The sequence below is a fragment of the Bacillus sp. SB49 genome (assembly GCF_000469135.2).
In the GTDB taxonomy this organism is placed as follows: domain Bacteria; phylum Bacillota; class Bacilli; order Bacillales; family Halobacillaceae; genus Halobacillus.
In genome coordinates, this window is the sequence record NZ_CP048117.1 from 3,725,158 (window position 1) to 3,744,558 (window position 19,401).

Below are 19,401 nucleotides of genomic sequence, written 5' to 3' on the forward strand. Positions count from 1 at the left end.
CATGTTAGCTAACTATTTAGAAGGAAATATAAGATTCCTATCATCCGTAGATTCTTGGGAAGAAGGCATTCAAGAAGCTGCCGCCCCGTTACTTCAAAGCGGGACCATAACTTCCAAATATATTGACGACATGATACAAAACGTACATGTGAACGGTCCTTATATCGTTATCGTTCCCGGAGTGGCCATGCCGCACGCTAAAAATGAAGGAAGCGTGGTCAAAACCAGCGTTTCTTACTTGAAACTGGAAGAAGCAGTGAAATTCCCTAAAGACAAAGAGGTAAAGACATTCTTCGTTTTGGCCGCAGAAGACAGCACCGGCCACTTGGATTTGATTTCTGATTTATCCACGATTCTGATCGAAGATGAACTTAAGAACAAATTGGAAGAGTCCAACAGCGAGAAGGAAGTTTTGGAAGTATTGAAGATGGTTGAACAGTAAACCATGTCTAAGGTTCAAAATTTTTAACCTGAACTAATTGAAAATTCAGAAAGGGATGACGGATATGCCGAATACAGCACAGGCTTCGAATAATGTTGTAGATTTGAACCCTCCCTCTACCCGCGCCAGAGTACAAGCATTTGGCGGTTTCTTAACGAATATGGTCCTGCCTAACATCGGTGCCTTTATTGCATGGGGACTGCTGACCGCTTTATTCATACCAACCGGTTGGTTCCCGAATGAGGACCTTGCCCAAATTGTCGGTCCTGCCATCACGTATCTCCTTCCTTTGCTGTTAGCCATCACAGGAGGACGGATGGTCGCCGGGCAAAGGGGAGCGGTCATCAGTGCCATTGGTGCCATCGGTCTCATAGTCGGATCGGATATCCCGATGTTTCTTGGAGCCATGGTTATCGGACCCTTAGGCGGATGGGTCATTAAGAAGTTCGATCAAATGATTGAAAACAGAATTCCTGCAGGGTTTGAAATGATCATCAATAATTTCTCTCTCGGAATTATCGGTTTCCTGCTGATGATTCTATCCTTTTACGTCATCGGACCGACCATAGAATCAGCGAACAATTTGGTGACAGCAGCCATCGAAGCATTGGTTGCTACAGGGTTGCTGCCTTTGCTCTCTGTCATCAACGAACCCGCCAAAGTGTTGTTTCTCAATAACGTGATCGACCAAGGCATTTATTATCCCCTGGGAATGCAGGCGGCAGCAGAAGCAGGTAAGTCCATCTACTTCACTGTAGCTTCCAACCCTGGTCCAGGCCTTGGATTATTACTCGCCTTCACTGTATTCGGTCAAAAGGCGGCGAAAAGAACGGCTCCAGGCGCCATTATCATTCACTTTTTCGGGGGAATCCATGAACTGTATTTCCCATACGTATTGATGAAACCACTTACAATCATTGGTATGATTGCCGGAGGCATGTCCGGTATAGCTGTATTCAGCTTGTTTGATGCAGGTCTCGTAGCAGGACCAAGCCCGGGATCTATCTTCTCTTACCTTGGATTGACTCCGAAGGGGAGCTTCCTGGGAATCATCGCCGGAGTCCTAGTAGCAGCGGCCGTCACATTCTTAGTCACTGCCGTCATCTTGAAACTGGACAAAAGTAAAGAAGGCGACCTCTCTGAATCCATGGAAAAATCCAAAGCGATGAAACAGGCAGGTAAAAAAGCTCCAAAACCCGCTCAAGAAGAAAAAGCTATCCAGAAAATTTCGTTCGCATGTGATGCCGGAGCCGGAAGCAGCGCAATGGGTGCTACTACGTTCCGAAAGAGGCTGCAAAAGAATGAAATCGAAGGACTGGACGTCAAACACTACCGGATCGAAGATGTCCCTGAACACTCGGATATCATGGTGGTCCATGAAGATTTACAGGAACGCGCGCGAAGAGCTCACCCGGAATTGGAAATTATCACGATCAGCAACTATTTAAGCGATCCAGCCTTAGAACAACTGATAGAACGCTTGAAGAAGTAGAAATCCGTCGTTCTTAAGCGATGAACAAAGAAAGAGGAAGAGACTAAGAAAACATGGATGAATGTTTCTTAGTCTCTTCCTCTTTTATGGAACTCTCCTTATCCTCTATCCACAAATCGCGTCCGTAGCCGCCGCGCAGCCGAGACTTCCGATCATCCCGCAGACTGCCGCAAGCGCTACTCCACCGACACCAGACGTGATCCCGAGCGCTCCTGCAAGGGCGTAGCACCCGGCACTCCCGCCCGCACCGCAGAGAGCCGTGACCGCATACTCACAGAAACCCAAGCTCTGTACGTCGTTACCTTCCGCCTGCTTGCCGAGCATCTCCTTGATCTTATTATTCGCGTCTGTCGTCACCTGCTGCTGCGTAAGCGCAAGCCCGTCGATATCCGTCAGATTCCCGTCCTTATCGACGTCCACGTTGTAAAGCTCCGTTTCCTCATCGCCCACTCCGTACAGGACACTCATATTAAAGCTGCCGTCCGTCCCGAGCGATTCCGCAAATAATCCCTGATCCGCAACGACCTCTTTATTCTTCATGTCATACGTGAACTGCGCATACACGAGGTTGCCGCTTTTCGCAGACTGATTCTTATCGAAGACGAATTCGATGTACGCATAATCCCCGCCTGCCCCCTCCACCTTATTGATGACGATGTTATGCTTGGAAACCGCATTGATTTTCGTTTTCGCCTTATACTTCTTATACGCTTTCGTATGCTTCAGATCATTCCTGATTTTGTTGAATTCTTTCTGGCTGACATTGGATTCCATATTGGCAGTGAAATCACCCGAATGAGCCGTAACGACCGTGGAGAAAGAGAAGCTGGACAAGATCAAGGCGAGCATGACCATCACCAAAGATACCGACTTGAACCGACGCATTTTTTTCATTCATTCACTCTCCTATTTCTTCTTGTTATTGAATCTCATCAGAGCCAATGTTCCAAATAAAATGATAATAAAAGCGATGACGACAAGGGTCCAGTCCACTTCCCTTCCTCCTCTCTCCAGGTTCCATTTACCCTACTAAAGGTAAAATAACCCATAATTGTTAACATTTTAGTGTAATTAATTGGAAATATAGTTTAATTATGATAAACTCATTTCTATAAAAAAATCTATTAAACCTACACATAGGGAAGGAGGACATTGGTTTGTTTGACGAAACCAAATATGTAGATGCCAGGAATCGCTACGAGCGTGAAAAAAGTGCTGGCGGGTTAATAGTCTTAGAATCACTACTTGTCGCAATGATGGTGCTGGGGTACTTTCAATCTTGGAGAGCAAGCTTACTAGTATTTTTAGGCCTCCTGTTTTTTGGATGGATTCGTCCAATTTCCATTATATTTTCAATTACCTTTAGTATATGTTGGACTTTAGTGGGTTTCTTATTAGGAATAAGTGTTTTTAACTCCAATATAGTTGCCATTATTTTTGCAATCGTTGCTTTTATTATCTCATTAAGGCTTCACTTTGAGGTTTTTCGTATTACTTAATGCTCTCCAATTATTATTTCATAAGGTTTGTGATAGAAAAAATCAAGGCCTGTTCGTAAAGGCGCTAAAGAGCACTTTTTACATGCCTTGATCTGTTTCTGCTTAAAAATAAATTACTTGTACATAGCTTAGTTACAAAATGTTTAGAGGGAAAAATTATTAATATAAGCAATTTAAATAGCTAAATAATATTTTCACGTCATTAAATTTACTATTTCCTTAAATACTCCATTTACGTTCCTCATCAATTGATTATAGGTGAAAGAAATGTTACCCCCACCAGAGCTCACCGTAACCTCCTCCGCACTCGCCTCTACAGATAACTCCTTAGAAAGAGGATAATAGGAGGTAACTTTACCAGCCTCTCTAAGATCCTTATGGTCAAGACTTAATCGAATCTCTTTAGAGAACCTCCTAAGTAGCTCCCATAGCTGTTTTTCTTTAGCATTCTTCATATAAAGCTGCGGCAATTCTTTGGCTGTTTTTAAATTAGTCAATGTGGTTAAGGTAGACGTACTAATTCCATAGCCTACTGGCTTAATTTTATGTTTCAGCCTCTTCCAGGAAGCTATGCGGAAACTAATTCCGTTGCGACTATACTCTACTTCCATTTCTAATAATGTAGCGTATTGGGAAATCCCACATTCCTCTTTGAAAATGGATTTCGGTTTATACAAGGCGATTTGGCTAGCGGATTTCCAACCTTTACACAAAGAAGCATCTGATACAAACACGTAGCCCGTTTGAATAATATTTCTTAAGTGCTCTTCACTTTCTACCTTTACGACCAATACTTGCTCATCTATTCTAGAGTTCCATTCTTCGATGGTGCCTTTAGGCAAGATCCCTTCTTCTTGCAATTGCTTTGGGGAACATTCAATTAATCGATCTAAGAAGCGCTCGACTAACGTCGTGGATTGAGGTAAAAAAGGGAACCCACCTATATTTACTTTTTGGATACTCTGATAAAACGCATGCTTTTCGTACTCCTGCTCATCCCCCCATGGGAACAACACATACGCTCCGAAGGTATTGTGCTCATAAGTATCATCCTTACTTTGCACCAATGCATCGCGATAACGATGCATCGTATTAATATCTTCCTCTAGTGGACCAGGACTACCATACGCTCGTCCGTAATAACTTCCCTCTGCAGCAAAGTCGACCCGATATTTTGCATCGAAAACGTATTCGTACACGTGGTCTTTCCCAGCCTTTTCTATACTTAGCATAGAATCGGGTTTCTGTCTGACTGTCGGCAATCGGCCGGAATGGTTCTGAAAATATAACGTGATGGTTTCATTCGTATGAGGATGGCGGAAAACTCTTTTCGCTGCTTTGGACTGATTTAGCGTTATGAATAGCCCATCACGATTTACTTTGATAATATCCTGGCTTATCATTGTGTACTTGGAAGCTAACATTTGTCCGAGCTTAAGGAACGTCCAATACTCGTAAAGCGTAGCCACATCCTTCACAGACATCCTTGCTAATTCTCCGTGTAGTACTAGGCCGCGAGATAAAGTGAGATACGTTTGATAAGCATCCCGATATCCAGGTGCCATTTGCAAAACGAGAGACATAACAGATCGATCCAGCTTACTAATACCTCTCCAAAAAGGGGAATCCAGCCTTGCTTGAATGGAGGTTTCCATCTTTTTTATGCGGTCTACTTTATCTTCGTTCCTTTGTGGGTAGGAAAAAGGACTACGTTCTTCCAGCTTTCGCTTCAATGAATCCATTCGATGGGAAAGCCGGACCATCATCCATTTAATGAAACGGTTCTCTAACGTATAGTAGGTAGGTTCCTTATGGACATTCCACCCTTTTGTAGGCATTATCTTTTGATTATAGATAGGCACGCCACGGGCAGACTCCACAAACAAATCCGGACGTTTTCGGAGGTATTTTAATCCTGCCGTATCTTGCCTTTTAAGTTGGTCACCTCTCACTAATCTGTGTTCCTTTTTTAATTGGTGATGTGGTTGACGTTCAACATGAGAAACAGCTCTTACGAATTGGTTAAAATAACCCATTAGTAAGCGATAGAATTCTGTCCAGGAAGAGTCCACTGTTTGAGTAGTGGTAGCCTCTAAATAGGTTCTCTTTACGAAATGATAGGATAAGTTATAAATTTCTTCATTTACTTCTTCCATTAGCTGTAGGTAATCTTCTTTATAAGACAGTTTAGATGGAAACACCTCTAACGTAATTTCTAACTGCTTCTTCCCTTCACAAAGAATAGTGAAAGTGGTATAGCCCACTTCATTAGTAAACGTAAGATTTCCCATTAGCAATTGGTAAGGAGGCTTCCCTACCTTACTAACCGCTTTCCTTAGCCCGGGATGTTCATGATCAAACTCTAGTGACACGTCCCTCTTAGGTGTAACAACAAGCTGGTACACACCATTTTCAAAGAAAAGTGGTGGAACGGTCGTGCGCTCTGTTAATTGCTCTTCTTTTACATCAAAGATTTTCACAGAGTTAATGGATGCTTCTCCATTTACTGAGAAATGCATGGATTCGTGAGGCTGAATTGTTTTATATTGCTTCAAGCTCTCGTATCGACTGTGATAAGGCTTCCCCTTTATATATAGAGATAATAAATCCGTCTCAATTTCTATTAACTCTCTTTCCTCAGCTGCTCCAGAAGGATGTGAATCCATCTAAATCACCTCGCTGGATCATCTCAAACACCTTTTGTCCGCTTCTAGGGAAACGCGAATCATTTAATATATCATCTAATTGAGTGGAAGAGGTATCTTCTTCGTAAGAATGATTCGTGAAGAAAGTAAACAAATCTTTCAATACTTGAAAAGCCCGACCATTACTCGCCGTTAATCTTGGTAAAATCTTTTGATATATTTGATAATCTAATGCCTCATCCAACGACAATAAGTAGCGGCTATAAATGGTATAAAAACAAATTTCATCTCGAACACGATAACCGACATGTGCCTGAATAGGCTTAAGGAGTTCATTTAATGCAACTAACTCTTGTGTTACGTGATTTATGGTTTCTGAATTAGCAGAATAAGCATCCTTTAAGCGAAGGTAATTAGACTTCAACCGTTCATTTGTTAATGTTATCGGGTTTACGAACTCTTGCTGCTCATCAAGAAAAGCTAAATTATCCAAATGAACATCGTTACACTCAATCGTATTGGCACGATCTAACACCTTTTTACTGAATGGATGGGTCGTTTCATCCATATTTACGGTCCCGATGATATATAAGTTAGAAGGAATAGTTAACCGTTCTCCTACTTCCTCTTCCTTCATAATTGGGAAGGTTTCCACTTCGCCATTTACCCATTTTCTACTTTCCATTACGCTTAGAAAATCACTAAAGTAATATTCCACACGGGACAAGTTCATTTCATCTAGCACAACGAAATAGGGAAGTTCTTTATTCAAGGAAGCTTCTTTAATCACAGAAGTTAACGGTCCCTCCTTAAAATCTCCCTTAATATCGGTATAACCTAATAAATCAGACCCGTCGCTCCAATCAGGCCGAACTGGAATTAAAGTAAACTGCTTATTCTCCTCCGTCGCCCCAACACTCTCCGCAAACAGCTCGATAATTTTCGTTTTCCCTGTACCTGATATTCCAGATAAAATGACGAACGGCTTTGTTTTAAGTGACAAGTATAAGTTCTTCACATCTTCCAACCTATAAAAGAACCCTTGATCTCTTATGTAAGCATGAATATGGTCAATTATCTTTTCGTCTGTCCACTCTATCTGTTCTCCTCTATCATCTTCTACCACACGTTCACTTTGAACCTTCACATAATACTCATAGATTTCTATCATGGATAGTAAATCCTGCTGCAATTCATCTTCAGAAGGGAGAGAGGCAGAATCATATGGTATGTAAAGAGCTGTGGACTCTTCATAATCTTTTGCTTTAGAGCTGCTTCCCAGGTTTATCTCGTCATCTTTATGTATGGAAGAAGTAGCATATTGGTCCGTTTCAATCGCACCTCTAATATTATCTTTCATATATTTCAGCTGTTCTTTAGTAGATTCCGTAACACCTTGAGCAAAAGTTAAATAGACCCTACTCATATCCTCACTAAATAAATAAACTAGATAGTATCCACGTTGCGTACTAGTCGTGATGCTTTTATGAAGAATGGAAATCCAAGGTACCTGCGCCCAATTTCCTTGGCCAACAGATCCTTTCACTACGAAGTGTTCTTCGTCAATAAATCCGAGAGAGTTAACGATCTTTGGGACTTCTGATCGGACAAATTTCCCTAACGTATTGCTTTTAAACGGAGACTGTCTTTCCATCAAATATTCGCTTGTTATTTTAGTTAATAATTTTTGAAGTTTGTTGTTATCTATGTTCCATTGATCACTCATCAGACCGCCCTCTCTTAAAGTAGAAATGTAAGTTGCTTTATGTATTATAATAAACCTTCTAATTCCACCACATTATACCATTTACTCCTCATGAAAAAGAGAACCCCCACCCTCCCCTTCTAAAAAAACCTTGCAGGTGACGTAGCGTCATCTACTATGGTTGAATTATTCAATCTGTAGAAAGTGGGTAGTCGAATGAACAATCAAGACACGAGCTGGAAAGAAAAAGATCCATGGGGCAGGAAGGAATTATTATTTTTATTAGGAATCGAGTTTTTTGTGGGGATCATATTCATCAAATTCGTTCTTCATCCTATCTATTCAGACTTTCTGGAGGATGATTTATATGCAGGGACGTTAGTGGGGCTTACATTAGCCATCACGTTAATTTCGGGGGTCTATTTCATTGCTCTTCGACCTAAGAATCTCTCTTGGAGCGCAGTAGGAGTGAAACCATTCCGTAAAAAGGATTGGAAGTTGATTTTCATCTATTCCATAACATTACTCGTCGGTGCTGTCATCATCGTCGTACTCACCAGTTTCATAGGGAATACGTGGGAAAATAATAAGACCGAGGCGCTCCAGCGGGACGTCACGTTTCTTACCGTCCTCCTTGCCTTCGTCTCTGCAGCAATCATCTCACCGATTTATGAAGAAATCTTTTACCGCGGGTTTTTATACAGGTGGTTCCGCACCCGTTATGGGTTATGGATTGCCGTCCTGCTAAGTTCGTTCGTCTTCACCATCGTCCATATCCCGACTTACAATGTCATGCCCGTGAATTTCTTCAGTGGGATCATTTTCGCCTTGGCCTATGAACGTACCAACTCCATTTGGCCTGCCGTCCTTATTCACGGCCTCACGAATGGAACGATGGTTTTATTGACGAGTTTGGGATAGGCGGGGTTACCGCCCGTCTTCCTTCATCTATTCTTGATCGCTTCTGCCAGCTCCTCCAACGCATGCTTGTTCAGAATCCGATAGTTTCTCCCTTCTTTTTGAAGGTACCCTTTTTCGCAAAACTGTGCCAAAACATGCAGGAGATGGCGGTAGGAAACGCCTAAATAGTCACAGACGATCACGTGCTTTTCTTTGTATATCCCTTTGTCTGCCGTCTGTAGAATGAAGTCCGCCAGCCTGTTTTCCAAAGGAAAAGCCAGGCTTTGTGAATATTTAGCTGCCATGGACGTCGCTTTGACACTCAGGAACTTCGTCAATTCCCGAAGAAACTTCGCGTCTTCCATTAACTTCGTACGATACTGCAGAAACGGCAGGGCAAAACAAATCGTTTTTGTGGAGGCCTGGATCCCTTTTGTATAGTACACGTCATTCAACAGTTCCATCTCGCCGATATAATCGTGCGCATTAATGAAATTGATCAGCGAAACTTTCCCGTTTTGATGCGTTACATAGATCTTCGCTTTTCCTTCTGTCATATAAAATAAAAAGTCCGGCCGCCTGTCTTCCCGGATGATCCATTCATCCCGCTGATACTCCCTCACTTCAAGAAACTCTTCCATCGGAAAAGAAAACCGATCGGCAATGGAATGCTCCTCTATATACATTCGCTTCTTTTCACCTTTGTAAATTTCCACTTTGCGCCTCCAAAATGTGAGATATCTCCTATTATTCGTATCTACTCCCATGATACCATGCGATTATCAATAAGGAGGATGCGTATGAACACACAGCGTTGGATGAGCACACACTTTTTCAGCTTCTTTCTGACATGGGGGATTTTTCTACCCTATTGGGCAGGCTGGATGATCCAGACGAAAGGAATCAGCGTTTCAGAAGCCAGCTTGATCATGAGTATCGGCTTAGTGGCGAGAGGGCTTTCCACATTATTCGCTTTCCCGTATATATTAGAACGAGTGAGCAATAAAACACTGTTGAACATTGCGGCAATCGGCACGCTGCTGGGAATCCTTTGTTACATACCAGCTGATTCATTCCCAAGCTTACTCATAGTAACCGTCTTTCTGCATATTTTTTATCCGACGTTAATGCCGGCCCTGGACAGCGTAGCCGGTGTCCTTGTCCAAAGCAAGGAATTGAAACACTACGGAAAAAGCCGCCAATGGGGATCGATCGGGTTCGTCTCTGTAGGAATCCTGTTAACTGTATTTACAGGAATGTTCGGCGATGACGTGATTTTCTGGGCGCTCTTGCTTGGCAACAGCTGCTTTACAGCTCTCAGCTTCACACGTGCTCCGGACATTTTAACCCGGAAGCCTCAAGCCGACCAGGCGAAAAGAGTGAACATCTTAGACCTGTTCCGCACCAAACATTTTTTAATCGTACTGATTATTGTCGTCCTGCTTCAAGCCGCCCATGCTACCTATTACAACTACGGCTATATTTTCTTACAAGAGATTGATGCCCCCATTTATTTAATTGGAGTCATCATCAACATTGCCGTCCTGGCCGAAATCATTTTCTTTTCCATTGCAGATAAGCGTTTCAACCGCTTTTCACCCGGAACCTTATTGGCATTGGCCGCGGCTGGATCTTCCCTGCGGTGGGTACTCGTATTCGCCTTTCCGAACGTCCTAGTCTTTTGTTTCGCACAGATCCTGCATGCCTTTTCCTTTGCCATGGGGCACTACGCCTTTATGAAGTACTTAACAGCAAACATCCCACACACACATATTCCGAAAGCTCAAGGGATCTACTCCGCTTTTGCGCTCAGCTGGAGCACCGCGGTATTCACCGTTTTCGGCGGCTTCTTATATGAAATAGAGCCGAGGTTCGCTTTCATTGGAATGCTTGCGTGCAGCCTGCCTGCGATGTTGGTTGCGCTTATGTATCGCAAGTTGGAAGGGGAAAAGAAGGTTTTATTGTCTGCTTAGATATTCGGTTCAATGAAAAAGAAGCTGGTGTATGGGAAACCAGCTTCTTCTTTCTTATATAAATTGAACTTCTATTTATGGTACGGTTCATTCCGATTAATCTTAAACGCCCGATACACCTGCTCCACCAGCATCAACCGCATCAACTGGTGCGGGAACGTCATATTCGAGAACGACAGCCCGAAATCACTCCGCTCCAGCACCTCATCACTCAATCCGAGCGATCCGCCGATCACGAAGGCCACTTTGCTTTTCCCGTAAGTCGCAAGCTCGTCCATTTTCTTCGCCAGCTTCTCGGAGGTGAGCTGTTTACCTTCGATCTCCAGGGTGATGACGTACGTATCCGGGGAGATCTTCGCAAGGATGCGTTCGCCTTCCTTCTGTTTCACTTCGAGCATTTGGGCTTCGCTCAGGTTTTCGGGTGCTTTTTCGTCAGGGACTTCGATGACGTCGACTTTGGCGTAGGGGCCGAGGCGTTTCGTGTATTCGGCGATGCCCTGCTTCAAGTATTTTTCTTTCAGTTTTCCGACTGTTACGATCGTTAGTTTCATTCGTGTTCCTCCGTCTCCTCGTTTTTCTGCCTTTAGTGTATCATGAATCCTCGTCATTCTGCGGGGAGAGGTGTATGGGCAGAGTCCGGGGCATCACACAAACAATCCCCGCAGCTCATATCTGCGGGGATTGTCATGGATGTCGAGAAACCCTGTGCTATGGACGAAAAGGGTAAACATCCCGATCAACCAGCGATAACTATAGATGATAGAAAAAACAAAAGAAAGACATGTATGGCTTAGGGCGGAGGGGAATGGAGCAGACTCCTGTGGGAATAGTGGCACAGGTGAGACCCCGGAAGAGCATGAAATGAACCCATGAACTTGGACAATGTTTTTATGACGCTTTATTAAATTTCTCACGAAATTGAATCGGACTCATGCGGAGTTTCGACTTAATTCTTTGATGATTATAATTATCCATAAACGCTGCCAGTTGCTCTTTGAAGTGCTCGATACTTTCAAATTCTTTGTAGTATAAAAGCTCTGATTTCATGATGCCGAAGAAGTTTTCTATCACGGCATTATCGTGACAGTTCCCTTTTCTAGACATACTTTGGGTGATGCCTGCCTCTTGAAGACGTTCTCGATAGGGACGCATTTGATAATGCCATCCCTGGTCGGAATGCATCATTAATTCGTCTTCCGGGTTCAAACGCTGAAGGCCGTTCTCCAACATTTCCGCTACCAAGGCGTACGTAGGGCGCAACCCGATCGTATACGTAATGATTTCACCATTAAATAAGTCCAGAATGGGAGAAAGATAGAGTTTTTCACCAAACAATTTAAACTCCGTAATATCCGTTACCCATTTCTGATTCGGTTTCGAAGCTGTAAATTCCCTATTCAAGAGATTATCGGCTACTTCACCGACTTTCCCTTTATAAGAATGGTATTTCTTCATGCGAACTTGGCATCGAAGGCCTAACTCTTTCATCAGGCGGTAAACTTTTTTATGATTCACATGAATACCTTCATTCTCCAACTGATTTTGAACCCGACGATACCCGTATTTCCTATCAGATTGATGGAAGATTTCCGTGATCTTTTCTTTCAGCTCACGATCAGGATCTGTTTTCCCCATCTGCTTCACGTGATAGTAGTAAGTACTACGGGGGATACCAGCTACCTTGACGAGTTTATATACAGGGAAGGCGTGCCTTAGTTCGAAGACCGTTTGGGCTTTTTGCCTTTCGGTTGGTTCTTGGTTTCCTCTTCGACTAAGGCATTTAATTTTTTTAGATAAGCGTTCTCCATGCGTAGGTATTCGATTTCTTCTTCTATCGATTTGAAAGAACGAGACGGTTTATTGGATTTGTCCTTAGCCATAAGTAGTTGATCCTCCTGTGCAGGACCCAAGGCCGCCAGGCCGCCCTGTTTCCACTTCACGATCCATCGGCGAACCATGGAGAAGTCTGGAATGTGAAAGAGAGCGGAAGCTTCACGTATGGAGGCTCCTGTTTCCTGAATATAGTTAATTACCTTCAGTTTAAAGGCAGGAGGGTAGTTTGTATAGGGAAAGTGAAAAGCTTCATTCCCATGATACTCAAACAATTTGACCCAATATCGTAACGAAGAATTATCGATGTCGAGTTCTTCGGAAAGTCCTCGTATACTGATGTTTTCGTTTTGATATCTCCACACAATGCTTAACTTTTCTTCTTTACTCCATTTATTCATAGAAATGCCCCCTGAATATTGTCCAATATTCAGGGGGCATTTCAGCGCAGCGATGAGGAGGCTCACCGGCCACCCCACGGAAAGCGCTCTATTCCCCGGAGCCCGCTCGCTTCTTATGAAAAGTACTTCTTCAACAAGCTGATAATCCCCGCAGCATGCCTGCGGGGATTGTTTTCATAGAATGCCGATCGTGTTCAAAAGGATGACGGCGGCGACGGAGATGACCGGAATGAGGACAGCGACGACGAAGATGTCTTTGTAGCTGTCTTTGTGGGTCATGCCCGTAATGGCGAACAGGGTGAGCACGGCGCCGTTGTGGGGCAGGGCGTCGAGTCCGCCGGATGAGAGGGAAGCGACGCGGTGGAACGCTTCCGGGCTGATGCCTGTGTTCATGGCGATTTCGTAATATTTCGAGCCGAGGGCTTCGAGGGCGATGCCCATGCCGCCGGATGCAGAGCCGGTGGCGCCTGCGAGGACGTTGACGGCGATGGCTTCGGAGATGAGCGGATTGCCTTTGATGCTCATCAGGGCCTGGGTGAGGCTCTGGAAGCCGGGTACTTCACGGACGACGGTACCGAAGCCGACGGCTGCACTCGTGTTGATGATGGCGATGACGGAGCCGGATGCGCCGCCGTTGATGGACGGAATGAATTTCTTGAACATCGTGATGTTCAAGAGCATGATCAGTACGATTCCTGATATAAGGGCGATAACGATATCCCAGTCCAACAGATTCAAAGTAAGTAAGACGGTCAGTAACGGCAGGAGCGACAGGAAGAAGTTCGGCATTCTCGTCTGTTTCTCGGTTTCTTTCTTCTCTTGTGGTTCTGTGAAGACTTCCCCTTTTTGGGTGAGCTTCTTCTCCCTCCACCTTAAGTAGAAGTAGCCTCCGACGGCCATGATGATGGCTGCAATGATTCCCATGGCTGGTGCGGCGGTAGCGCTCGTCTGGAAGTATTCCATCGGGATCAGGTTCTGGATCTGCGGCGAACCTGGCAGGGCCGTCATCGTGAAGGTGAAGGCACCGAGGGCGACGGTCGCCGGGATCAGCTTCCTGCTGATGTTGGCTTCGCGGAACAGGGACAGAGCGAGCGGGTAGACGGCGAAGACGACGACGAACAGGCTGACGCCTCCGTAGGTCAGGACGGCTGCCGAGACGAGGACGCCGAGGATGGCGCGTTTCGTTCCGATCAGCTTCGTAAGGGCGACGGCGACGGAACGGGCCATGCCGGTGTCCTCCATCAGTTTTCCGAAGATGGCTCCGAGCATGAAGACGGGGAACCAGTCTTTGGCGAAGGCGACGAAGCCTCCCATGTACGTATCTTTATAGGCATCGAGCAGGTCGAGGCCGCCGGTGATGGCGACGACTCCTGCTGCGATCGGGGCTACCCAGATGATCGACCAGCCGATATAGGCGAGGGCCATCAGGACAGCGAGTCCGAGAAATATTCCTAGCATCGAGGGTTCCTCCTCTTTCTGTTATTGGGCTTCGACGACCATGGCGATTCCCTGGCCGCCTCCGATGCACAAGGAAGCGACGCCGTAGCGCTTGCCGCTCCGCTTCAGTTCTTTGATCATCGTGTACAGGACGCGGGTTCCGCTCGCGCCGACCGGATGGCCGAGGGCGATGGCGCCGCCGTTGACGTTGGTTTTGTCTCGATCGAGGCCGAGTTCTTTTTCGACCGCGAGATACTGCGAGGCGAACGCTTCGTTCACTTCGATCAGGTCCATATCGGCAAGGCTCAGACCGGCTTTTTCGACGGCATCACGGATGGCGGGCGCGGGTCCGATGCCCATGTATTCGGGATCGACGCCGGCGACGGACCAGGAGAGGATCTTCGCGATCGGCTGGACGCTGTTCTTGGAAACATAGTCTTCGCCTGCCAAAATGACGGCCCCCGCTCCGTCGTTGATGCCGCTCGCATTGCCGCCGGTGACGCTCCCGTCCTTCTTGAAGGCGGGCTTCAGGCGGCTGAGCTTCTCGACGTCGGTGTCTTCACGGATATGTTCATCTTCTTTTATGGTGACGGTGCCTTTTCTCGTTTTCACTTCGACAGGGGCGATTTCTTCCTCGAACCTGCCGCTCCGGCGCGCTTCGGCTGCGAGCTGGTGGCTGCGGACGGCGTATTCGTCCTGGGCTTCGCGGCTGATTTCATATTTATCGGCAAGGTTCTCCCCGGTCATGCCCATACCGGCACCTATGTACTCATCGGTCAGCGCGGCCCAGAGCGTATCGTCGACCTTCGGTGCGGACAGCTTCGTCCCGAACCGGCTTCCCCTTAAGGCATAGGGGGCGAGGCTCATGCTGTCGACGCCGCCTGCGAGTGCGGTGTCGCCTTCACCGAGCTGGATCGACTGGGCAGCGGAGATGACGGACTGGAGGCCGGAGCCGCACAGTCGATTGACGGCGAGTGCCGGACTCGTCGTCGGGATGCCTGTTTTCAAGGCGATGTGTCTCGCTAAATACGGGGCGTTCTGGGAGGAGTGGATGACGTTGCCGATGACGCTGAAATCAATGTCCTCCGCCCGGATGCCGCTCCGTTTCAATGCTTCCTTACCGGCTGTGACGCCGAGGGTCGTCGGATCGACGTCTTTCAGCGCACCTCCGAATGTCCCGAACGGGGTACGTGCTCCTTCGATGATATAAACAGATTTCATAGGATCTTCTCCTTTCGTTTATTGGGTCGTGTAGCCGCCGTCGATGACGGTAGCCTGGCCTGTGATTCCTTTTGCCTGGTCGCTTGCGAGGAACAGCGCGTAATCGGCGATCTCCTCGACTTCAAGCAGACGCTTCTGTGGAACGAGCGGGTAAATGACTTCTTCCAAGACCTTTTCAAGCTCGATGCCGCGGTTGGCGGCGAGATCTTCCAGCTGGTTGCGGACGAGCGGCGTATCGACATAGCCCGGGCAGATGGCGTTAACGGTGATGCCGTGCTCTGCCCCCTCGAGCGCCGTCACTTTGGTCAGGCCGATGACGCCGTGCTTCGCGCTGTTGTAAGCGGATTTTCCGGCGAATCCGATCAGGCCGTTGATCGAGGACATGTTGAGAATACGGCCGAAGCCCTGCTTTTTCATGATCGGGAAGACGTGCTTCGTCGCCATGAACGGCGCGACAAGCATGATCTTCGTGATCAGCTCGAACTTCTCCGTCGGAAAATCTTCGATGGACGCCACGTGCTGGAGTCCCGCATTGTTGATGAGGACGTCGAGTCGGCCGTATGTGTCGACCGTCTGATCGACAGCTGCCTTGATCTGCTCTTCCTTCGTGACGTCACAGACGAGTCCGATCGCCTCCAGTCCCTCCTCCTTCAAGCCTGCGGCCGCTTGTTCGACCTTCTCCTTGTTGATGTCGCTGAGGGCGACCTTCGCTCCTTGTCTTGCGAAGGCGGCACCGAGCTGGTAGCCGATTCCGCTTGCTGCTCCTGTGATGAAAACAATTTTATTGTTGACCATGGGGGTTCCTCCTCTACCGGGTTACGTAGTCATTTTTACGAGCTCATCGCTGATGATGAGTGCTGCTTCTGTCGATGCCTCGATTTCTTCGACGCTCCAGCCTTCGGCGATTTCGACGAGCTTCAGCCCTTCTTCCGTCACGTCCATGACGGCACGTTCGGTGATGATCCGGTCGACGACGCCTTTACCGGTCAGGGGCAGGCTGCAGGACTTCAGGATTTTCGGATCGCCATGTTTATTGACGTGATCCATGATGATGACGACCTTCTTCGAGCCGTGGACGATATCCATCGCGCCGCCCATGCCTTTGATCATTTTCCCCGGGATCATCCAGTTGGCGAGGTCGCCGTTCTCTGCGACTTCCATGCCGCCGAGGATCGCCAAGTCCAAATGCTCGCCGCGGATCATCGCGAACGATTCGGCGCTGCTGCAGTAGGAAGCACCGACGGATGCAGTGACCGTCTCCTTACCTGCATTGATCAGATCCGGGTCGACTTCATCTTCGGTCGGGAAGCGGCCGATTCCGAGCAGTCCGTTCTCCGACTGGAGGACGACTTCTTTGTCTTCCTGGATGTAGTTCGCGACCATCGTCGGCATCCCGATCCCTAAATTGACATAGTAACCGCTTTCAATTTCCTGTTCGGCACGTCTTGCGATCATTTCTCTCACTTGCTTCTTATCGAGTTGTACAGCCATTGTTTCTCCTCCTTCGTATTATGCCTGTGTGACGGTACGGCGTTCGATCCGCTTCTCCTGTGCGCCTTCGATCAATCCTTGGACGTAAATGCCCGGCGTATGGATACGATCGGCATCGAGTTCCCCCGGTTCGACGAGCGTTTCGACTTCGGCGATCGTGACGGCTCCTGCTGTCGCCATCATCGGGTTGAAATTACGCGCCGTCTTGTTATAGACGAGGTTGCCGTAGCGGTCGCCCTTCCAGGCACGCACGAGGCTGAAATCGGCGGTGAGCCCTGTCTGCATGAGGTACTCCTTGTCGCCAAACGTCCGCACTTCCCTGCCTTCCGCAATCGGCGTTCCGACGCCCGCCGGTGTGTAGAAGGCCGGAATACCCGCGCCGCCTGCACGGATTCGTTCTGCGAGCGTCCCCTGCGGCGTCAGCTCGACCTCGAGCTCCCCTGCGAGCACCTGGCGTTCGAATTCCTTGTTCTCCCCGACGTAGGAGCCGATCATTTTATCGATTTGTTTATTTTTAAGCAGAAGTCCGAGCCCCCAATCGTCGACCCCGCAGTTGTTCGAGATGACGGTGAGGTGTTTCACGTTCGATTCGACGAGGGCGAGGATCAAGTTCTCCGGAATACCGACGAGCCCGAACCCTCCGACCATGATCGTGGCATGGTCTTTTATGTCTTTGACCGCTTCTTGATAAGATGAATAAATTTGTTTCATGTGTTTTCCACTCCCTTCACCCTTATACATGCAAGTTCCATGCCAACTTCCGAACCGCCGGGTCTGCGCCGTTCGACAGATTCCTTTTTCCAGAATACCGGAATAGATGAATAGATATTCATGAAAACCCTTACAAAGAGGGCAAAAAAGAAGCCTTCCATCATTCCGGAACAGTTTCCGGAATCGTGGAAGGCATCAGAGGCCGTATTTTTTCACTTTGTCATAGAAGCTTGATTTGCCGATCCGGAGTCTCGCGGCGGCTTTCGTCTTGTCACCGCCGCAGGCGTCCAGTGCGCGGGCGATGGCTTGCTTCTCCGCATGCTCGACGACGTCCTTGAGCGACTGCTCCCCGTCGAGCCCTTCCTGCATGCTGGTGAGATGGGAAGGAAGATCGATCAGCGTAATTTTCTCCCCGTCGGCCATGTGGACGGCGGACTCGATGACGTTTTCGAGTTCGCGGACGTTCCCGGGCCAAGGGTAGGACGTGAATAAGGCTTCGACCGCTTCATCGAACTCCCGGATACGCTTCCCTGTCCGGGCGGTGATTTTTTGCAGCAGGTATTTCGCAAGGACGCGCTGGTCATCGCCTCTGGCCCGGAGCGGCGGGATATCGATCTGGACGACGTTGATCCGGTAATAGAGATCTTCCCGGAACGTCTGGTTCTTGATCATCTCCTCGAGCGACTGGTTGGTCGCAGCGATGATCCGGACGTCGATGTCCTGCGGATGGACGGCACCGACCGCTTCGACCTCCCCTTCCTGAAGCACGCGGAGGATTTTCACCTGGGCGTGCATCGGCATGTCCCCGATCTCATCAAGAAAAAGCGTCCCGCCGTTCGCGAGCTGGAATTTGCCCGGCTTGCCGCCCTTTTTCGCCCCCGTGAAGGCACCCTCCTGATAGCCGAACAGCTCCGCTTCGATCAGATGCTCCGGAATGGCGGCACAGTTCACTTTGATGAACGGCTGATGGCTGCGTTCGCTCAAGTGATGGATGCTGTGGGCGAACAGCTCCTTGCCCGTTCCGCTCTCGCCGCGCAGGAGAATGGAGATGTCGCTGTGGGCGGTCTTGCGGATCTTCTCCTTCAGCGCAAGCATCCCGGGCGACTGGCTGATGATATCGTGCAGCGAGTATTTCGCCCCGTTCAGCTGCTGCATCTGACTCCGGTATGTCTCCAATTCCAAAAGAAGGTCCTTGATATGGGAATTCATGATCTTCCACTCATCCGTATCACGGAAAAGCACCATGCCGAGCGCACCGATGATCTCGCCGTTTTCATAAAGCGGAATCCGGTGGGCGATCATGTAGTCGCCGCGGATCTGCTGAAGGTCCGCCATCTCCTCCTCGCCGGTCTCGACGACGATGTGCATCCGCGTGTTCTCGATCACTTCCGTCACATGCCGGCCGCCGACCTTCGCTTGATCGACCGCGAGAAACCGGCAGTAGCTTTCGTTCATATAAGAGATGAGTCCTTCCTTATCGACAACGACGATACAGTGCTCGACATTTCCGAACAGTGTCTCCAATACGTGGTTCCGTTGGTTTTCCAATGAAAGCATCTGCTCCGCCTCCGTTTTTGATAGCGTTTCCAATAACCGTCATTTCCAATTTTACCAAATGTTCAGAAATGGAACCAGCTCAAAAAAGGACACCCTT

General features: G+C 47.8%; 17 protein-coding genes. 5 read left to right on the top strand and 12 right to left on the bottom strand.

Features of this window, described 5'->3' with window-relative positions:
- Position 1 precedes the first annotated feature (1 nt).
- Together M662_RS19235 and M662_RS19240 are read left to right on the top strand one after the other, a co-directional pair.
- Positions 2 to 442 (top strand): PTS sugar transporter subunit IIA, encoded by a 441-nt coding sequence (locus M662_RS19235; protein ID WP_008634358.1) that lies wholly within the window; start codon positions 2 to 4, stop codon positions 440 to 442.
- Between the two features lie 64 nt (positions 443 to 506).
- Entirely contained in the window at positions 507 to 1,934 is a 1,428-nt protein-coding gene (locus M662_RS19240; protein ID WP_008634359.1) for a PTS mannitol transporter subunit IIBC, read from the top strand.
- 105 nt (positions 1,935 to 2,039) lie between these two features.
- Here M662_RS19240 and M662_RS19620 read toward each other — a convergent pair whose 3' ends face one another.
- The gene (locus M662_RS19620) at positions 2,040 to 2,828 is read right to left on the bottom strand and encodes a halocin C8 precursor-like protein (protein WP_008634360.1); all 789 of its coding nucleotides are present in this window, start codon (positions 2,826 to 2,828) and stop codon (positions 2,040 to 2,042) included.
- A 263-nt stretch (positions 2,829 to 3,091) separates the two neighbouring features.
- Here M662_RS19620 and M662_RS19250 point away from each other — a divergent pair, with 263 nt between their 5' ends.
- The gene (locus M662_RS19250; RefSeq protein ID WP_008634361.1) at positions 3,092 to 3,433 is read left to right on the top strand and encodes a hypothetical protein; all 342 of its coding nucleotides are present in this window, start codon (positions 3,092 to 3,094) and stop codon (positions 3,431 to 3,433) included.
- A 194-nt stretch (positions 3,434 to 3,627) separates the two neighbouring features.
- Here M662_RS19250 and M662_RS19255 read toward each other — a convergent pair whose 3' ends face one another.
- Both M662_RS19255 and M662_RS19260 read right to left on the bottom strand, forming a co-directional pair.
- Entirely contained in the window at positions 3,628 to 6,099 is a 2,472-nt protein-coding gene (locus tag M662_RS19255) for a restriction endonuclease-like protein (protein ID WP_026577651.1), read from the bottom strand.
- The gene (locus M662_RS19260) at positions 6,071 to 7,804 is read right to left on the bottom strand and encodes an MrcB family domain-containing protein (protein ID WP_008634363.1); all 1,734 of its coding nucleotides are present in this window, start codon (positions 7,802 to 7,804) and stop codon (positions 6,071 to 6,073) included. The genes M662_RS19255 and M662_RS19260 overlap by 29 nt, the downstream gene beginning before the upstream one ends.
- Positions 7,805 to 7,999: 195 nt before the next feature.
- On the opposite strand from M662_RS19260, the gene M662_RS19265 reads away from it, so the two are divergent.
- Positions 8,000 to 8,704, top strand: coding sequence for a CPBP family intramembrane glutamic endopeptidase (locus M662_RS19265; protein ID WP_008634364.1), 705 nt, complete (start codon positions 8,000 to 8,002; stop codon positions 8,702 to 8,704).
- Between the two features lie 23 nt (positions 8,705 to 8,727).
- Here M662_RS19265 and yeiL read toward each other — a convergent pair whose 3' ends face one another.
- Positions 8,728 to 9,399, bottom strand: a complete 672-nt coding sequence (gene yeiL / locus M662_RS19270) for a transcriptional regulator YeiL (RefSeq protein ID WP_008634365.1) — start codon at positions 9,397 to 9,399, stop codon at positions 8,728 to 8,730.
- Positions 9,400 to 9,483: 84 nt separating this feature from the next.
- Between yeiL and M662_RS19275 the strand changes: the two genes are divergently transcribed.
- Entirely contained in the window at positions 9,484 to 10,656 is a 1,173-nt protein-coding gene (locus M662_RS19275; RefSeq protein WP_026577650.1) for an MFS transporter, read from the top strand.
- A 71-nt stretch (positions 10,657 to 10,727) separates the two neighbouring features.
- Here M662_RS19275 and rlmH read toward each other — a convergent pair whose 3' ends face one another.
- The 8 genes from rlmH to M662_RS19315 all read right to left on the bottom strand — a co-directional run bounded on the left by rlmH (position 10,728) and on the right by M662_RS19315 (position 19,304).
- Positions 10,728 to 11,207, bottom strand: coding sequence for a 23S rRNA (pseudouridine(1915)-N(3))-methyltransferase RlmH (rlmH, locus tag M662_RS19280; protein WP_008639985.1), 480 nt, complete (start codon positions 11,205 to 11,207; stop codon positions 10,728 to 10,730).
- A 337-nt stretch (positions 11,208 to 11,544) separates the two neighbouring features.
- Positions 11,545 to 12,887 (bottom strand): IS3 family transposase gene (locus M662_RS19285; RefSeq protein ID WP_162129321.1). Its coding sequence is split into 2 segments (ribosomal slippage): positions 11,545 to 12,414 and positions 12,417 to 12,887, totalling 1,341 coding nucleotides; the frame shifts between segments, so codons are not numbered across the junction.
- 174 nt (positions 12,888 to 13,061) lie between these two features.
- On the bottom strand, positions 13,062 to 14,345 hold the full coding sequence (locus M662_RS19290; RefSeq protein WP_008640472.1) for a GntP family permease: 1,284 nt from the start codon (positions 14,343 to 14,345) through the stop codon (positions 13,062 to 13,064).
- A 21-nt stretch (positions 14,346 to 14,366) separates the two neighbouring features.
- The gene (locus M662_RS19295; protein WP_026577649.1) at positions 14,367 to 15,545 is read right to left on the bottom strand and encodes a thiolase family protein; all 1,179 of its coding nucleotides are present in this window, start codon (positions 15,543 to 15,545) and stop codon (positions 14,367 to 14,369) included.
- An 18-nt stretch (positions 15,546 to 15,563) separates the two neighbouring features.
- Entirely contained in the window at positions 15,564 to 16,340 is a 777-nt protein-coding gene (locus M662_RS19300; protein WP_026577648.1) for a 3-hydroxybutyrate dehydrogenase, read from the bottom strand.
- 21 nt (positions 16,341 to 16,361) lie between these two features.
- Positions 16,362 to 17,036, bottom strand: coding sequence for a 3-oxoacid CoA-transferase subunit B (locus M662_RS19305; protein ID WP_008635064.1), 675 nt, complete (start codon positions 17,034 to 17,036; stop codon positions 16,362 to 16,364).
- An 18-nt stretch (positions 17,037 to 17,054) separates the two neighbouring features.
- On the bottom strand, positions 17,055 to 17,747 hold the full coding sequence (locus tag M662_RS19310; protein WP_008635063.1) for a CoA transferase subunit A: 693 nt from the start codon (positions 17,745 to 17,747) through the stop codon (positions 17,055 to 17,057).
- A gap of 195 nt (positions 17,748 to 17,942) precedes the next feature.
- Positions 17,943 to 19,304, bottom strand: coding sequence for a sigma-54 interaction domain-containing protein (locus M662_RS19315; RefSeq protein WP_008635062.1), 1,362 nt, complete (start codon positions 19,302 to 19,304; stop codon positions 17,943 to 17,945).
- Between the last annotated feature and the right edge of the window lie 97 nt (positions 19,305 to 19,401).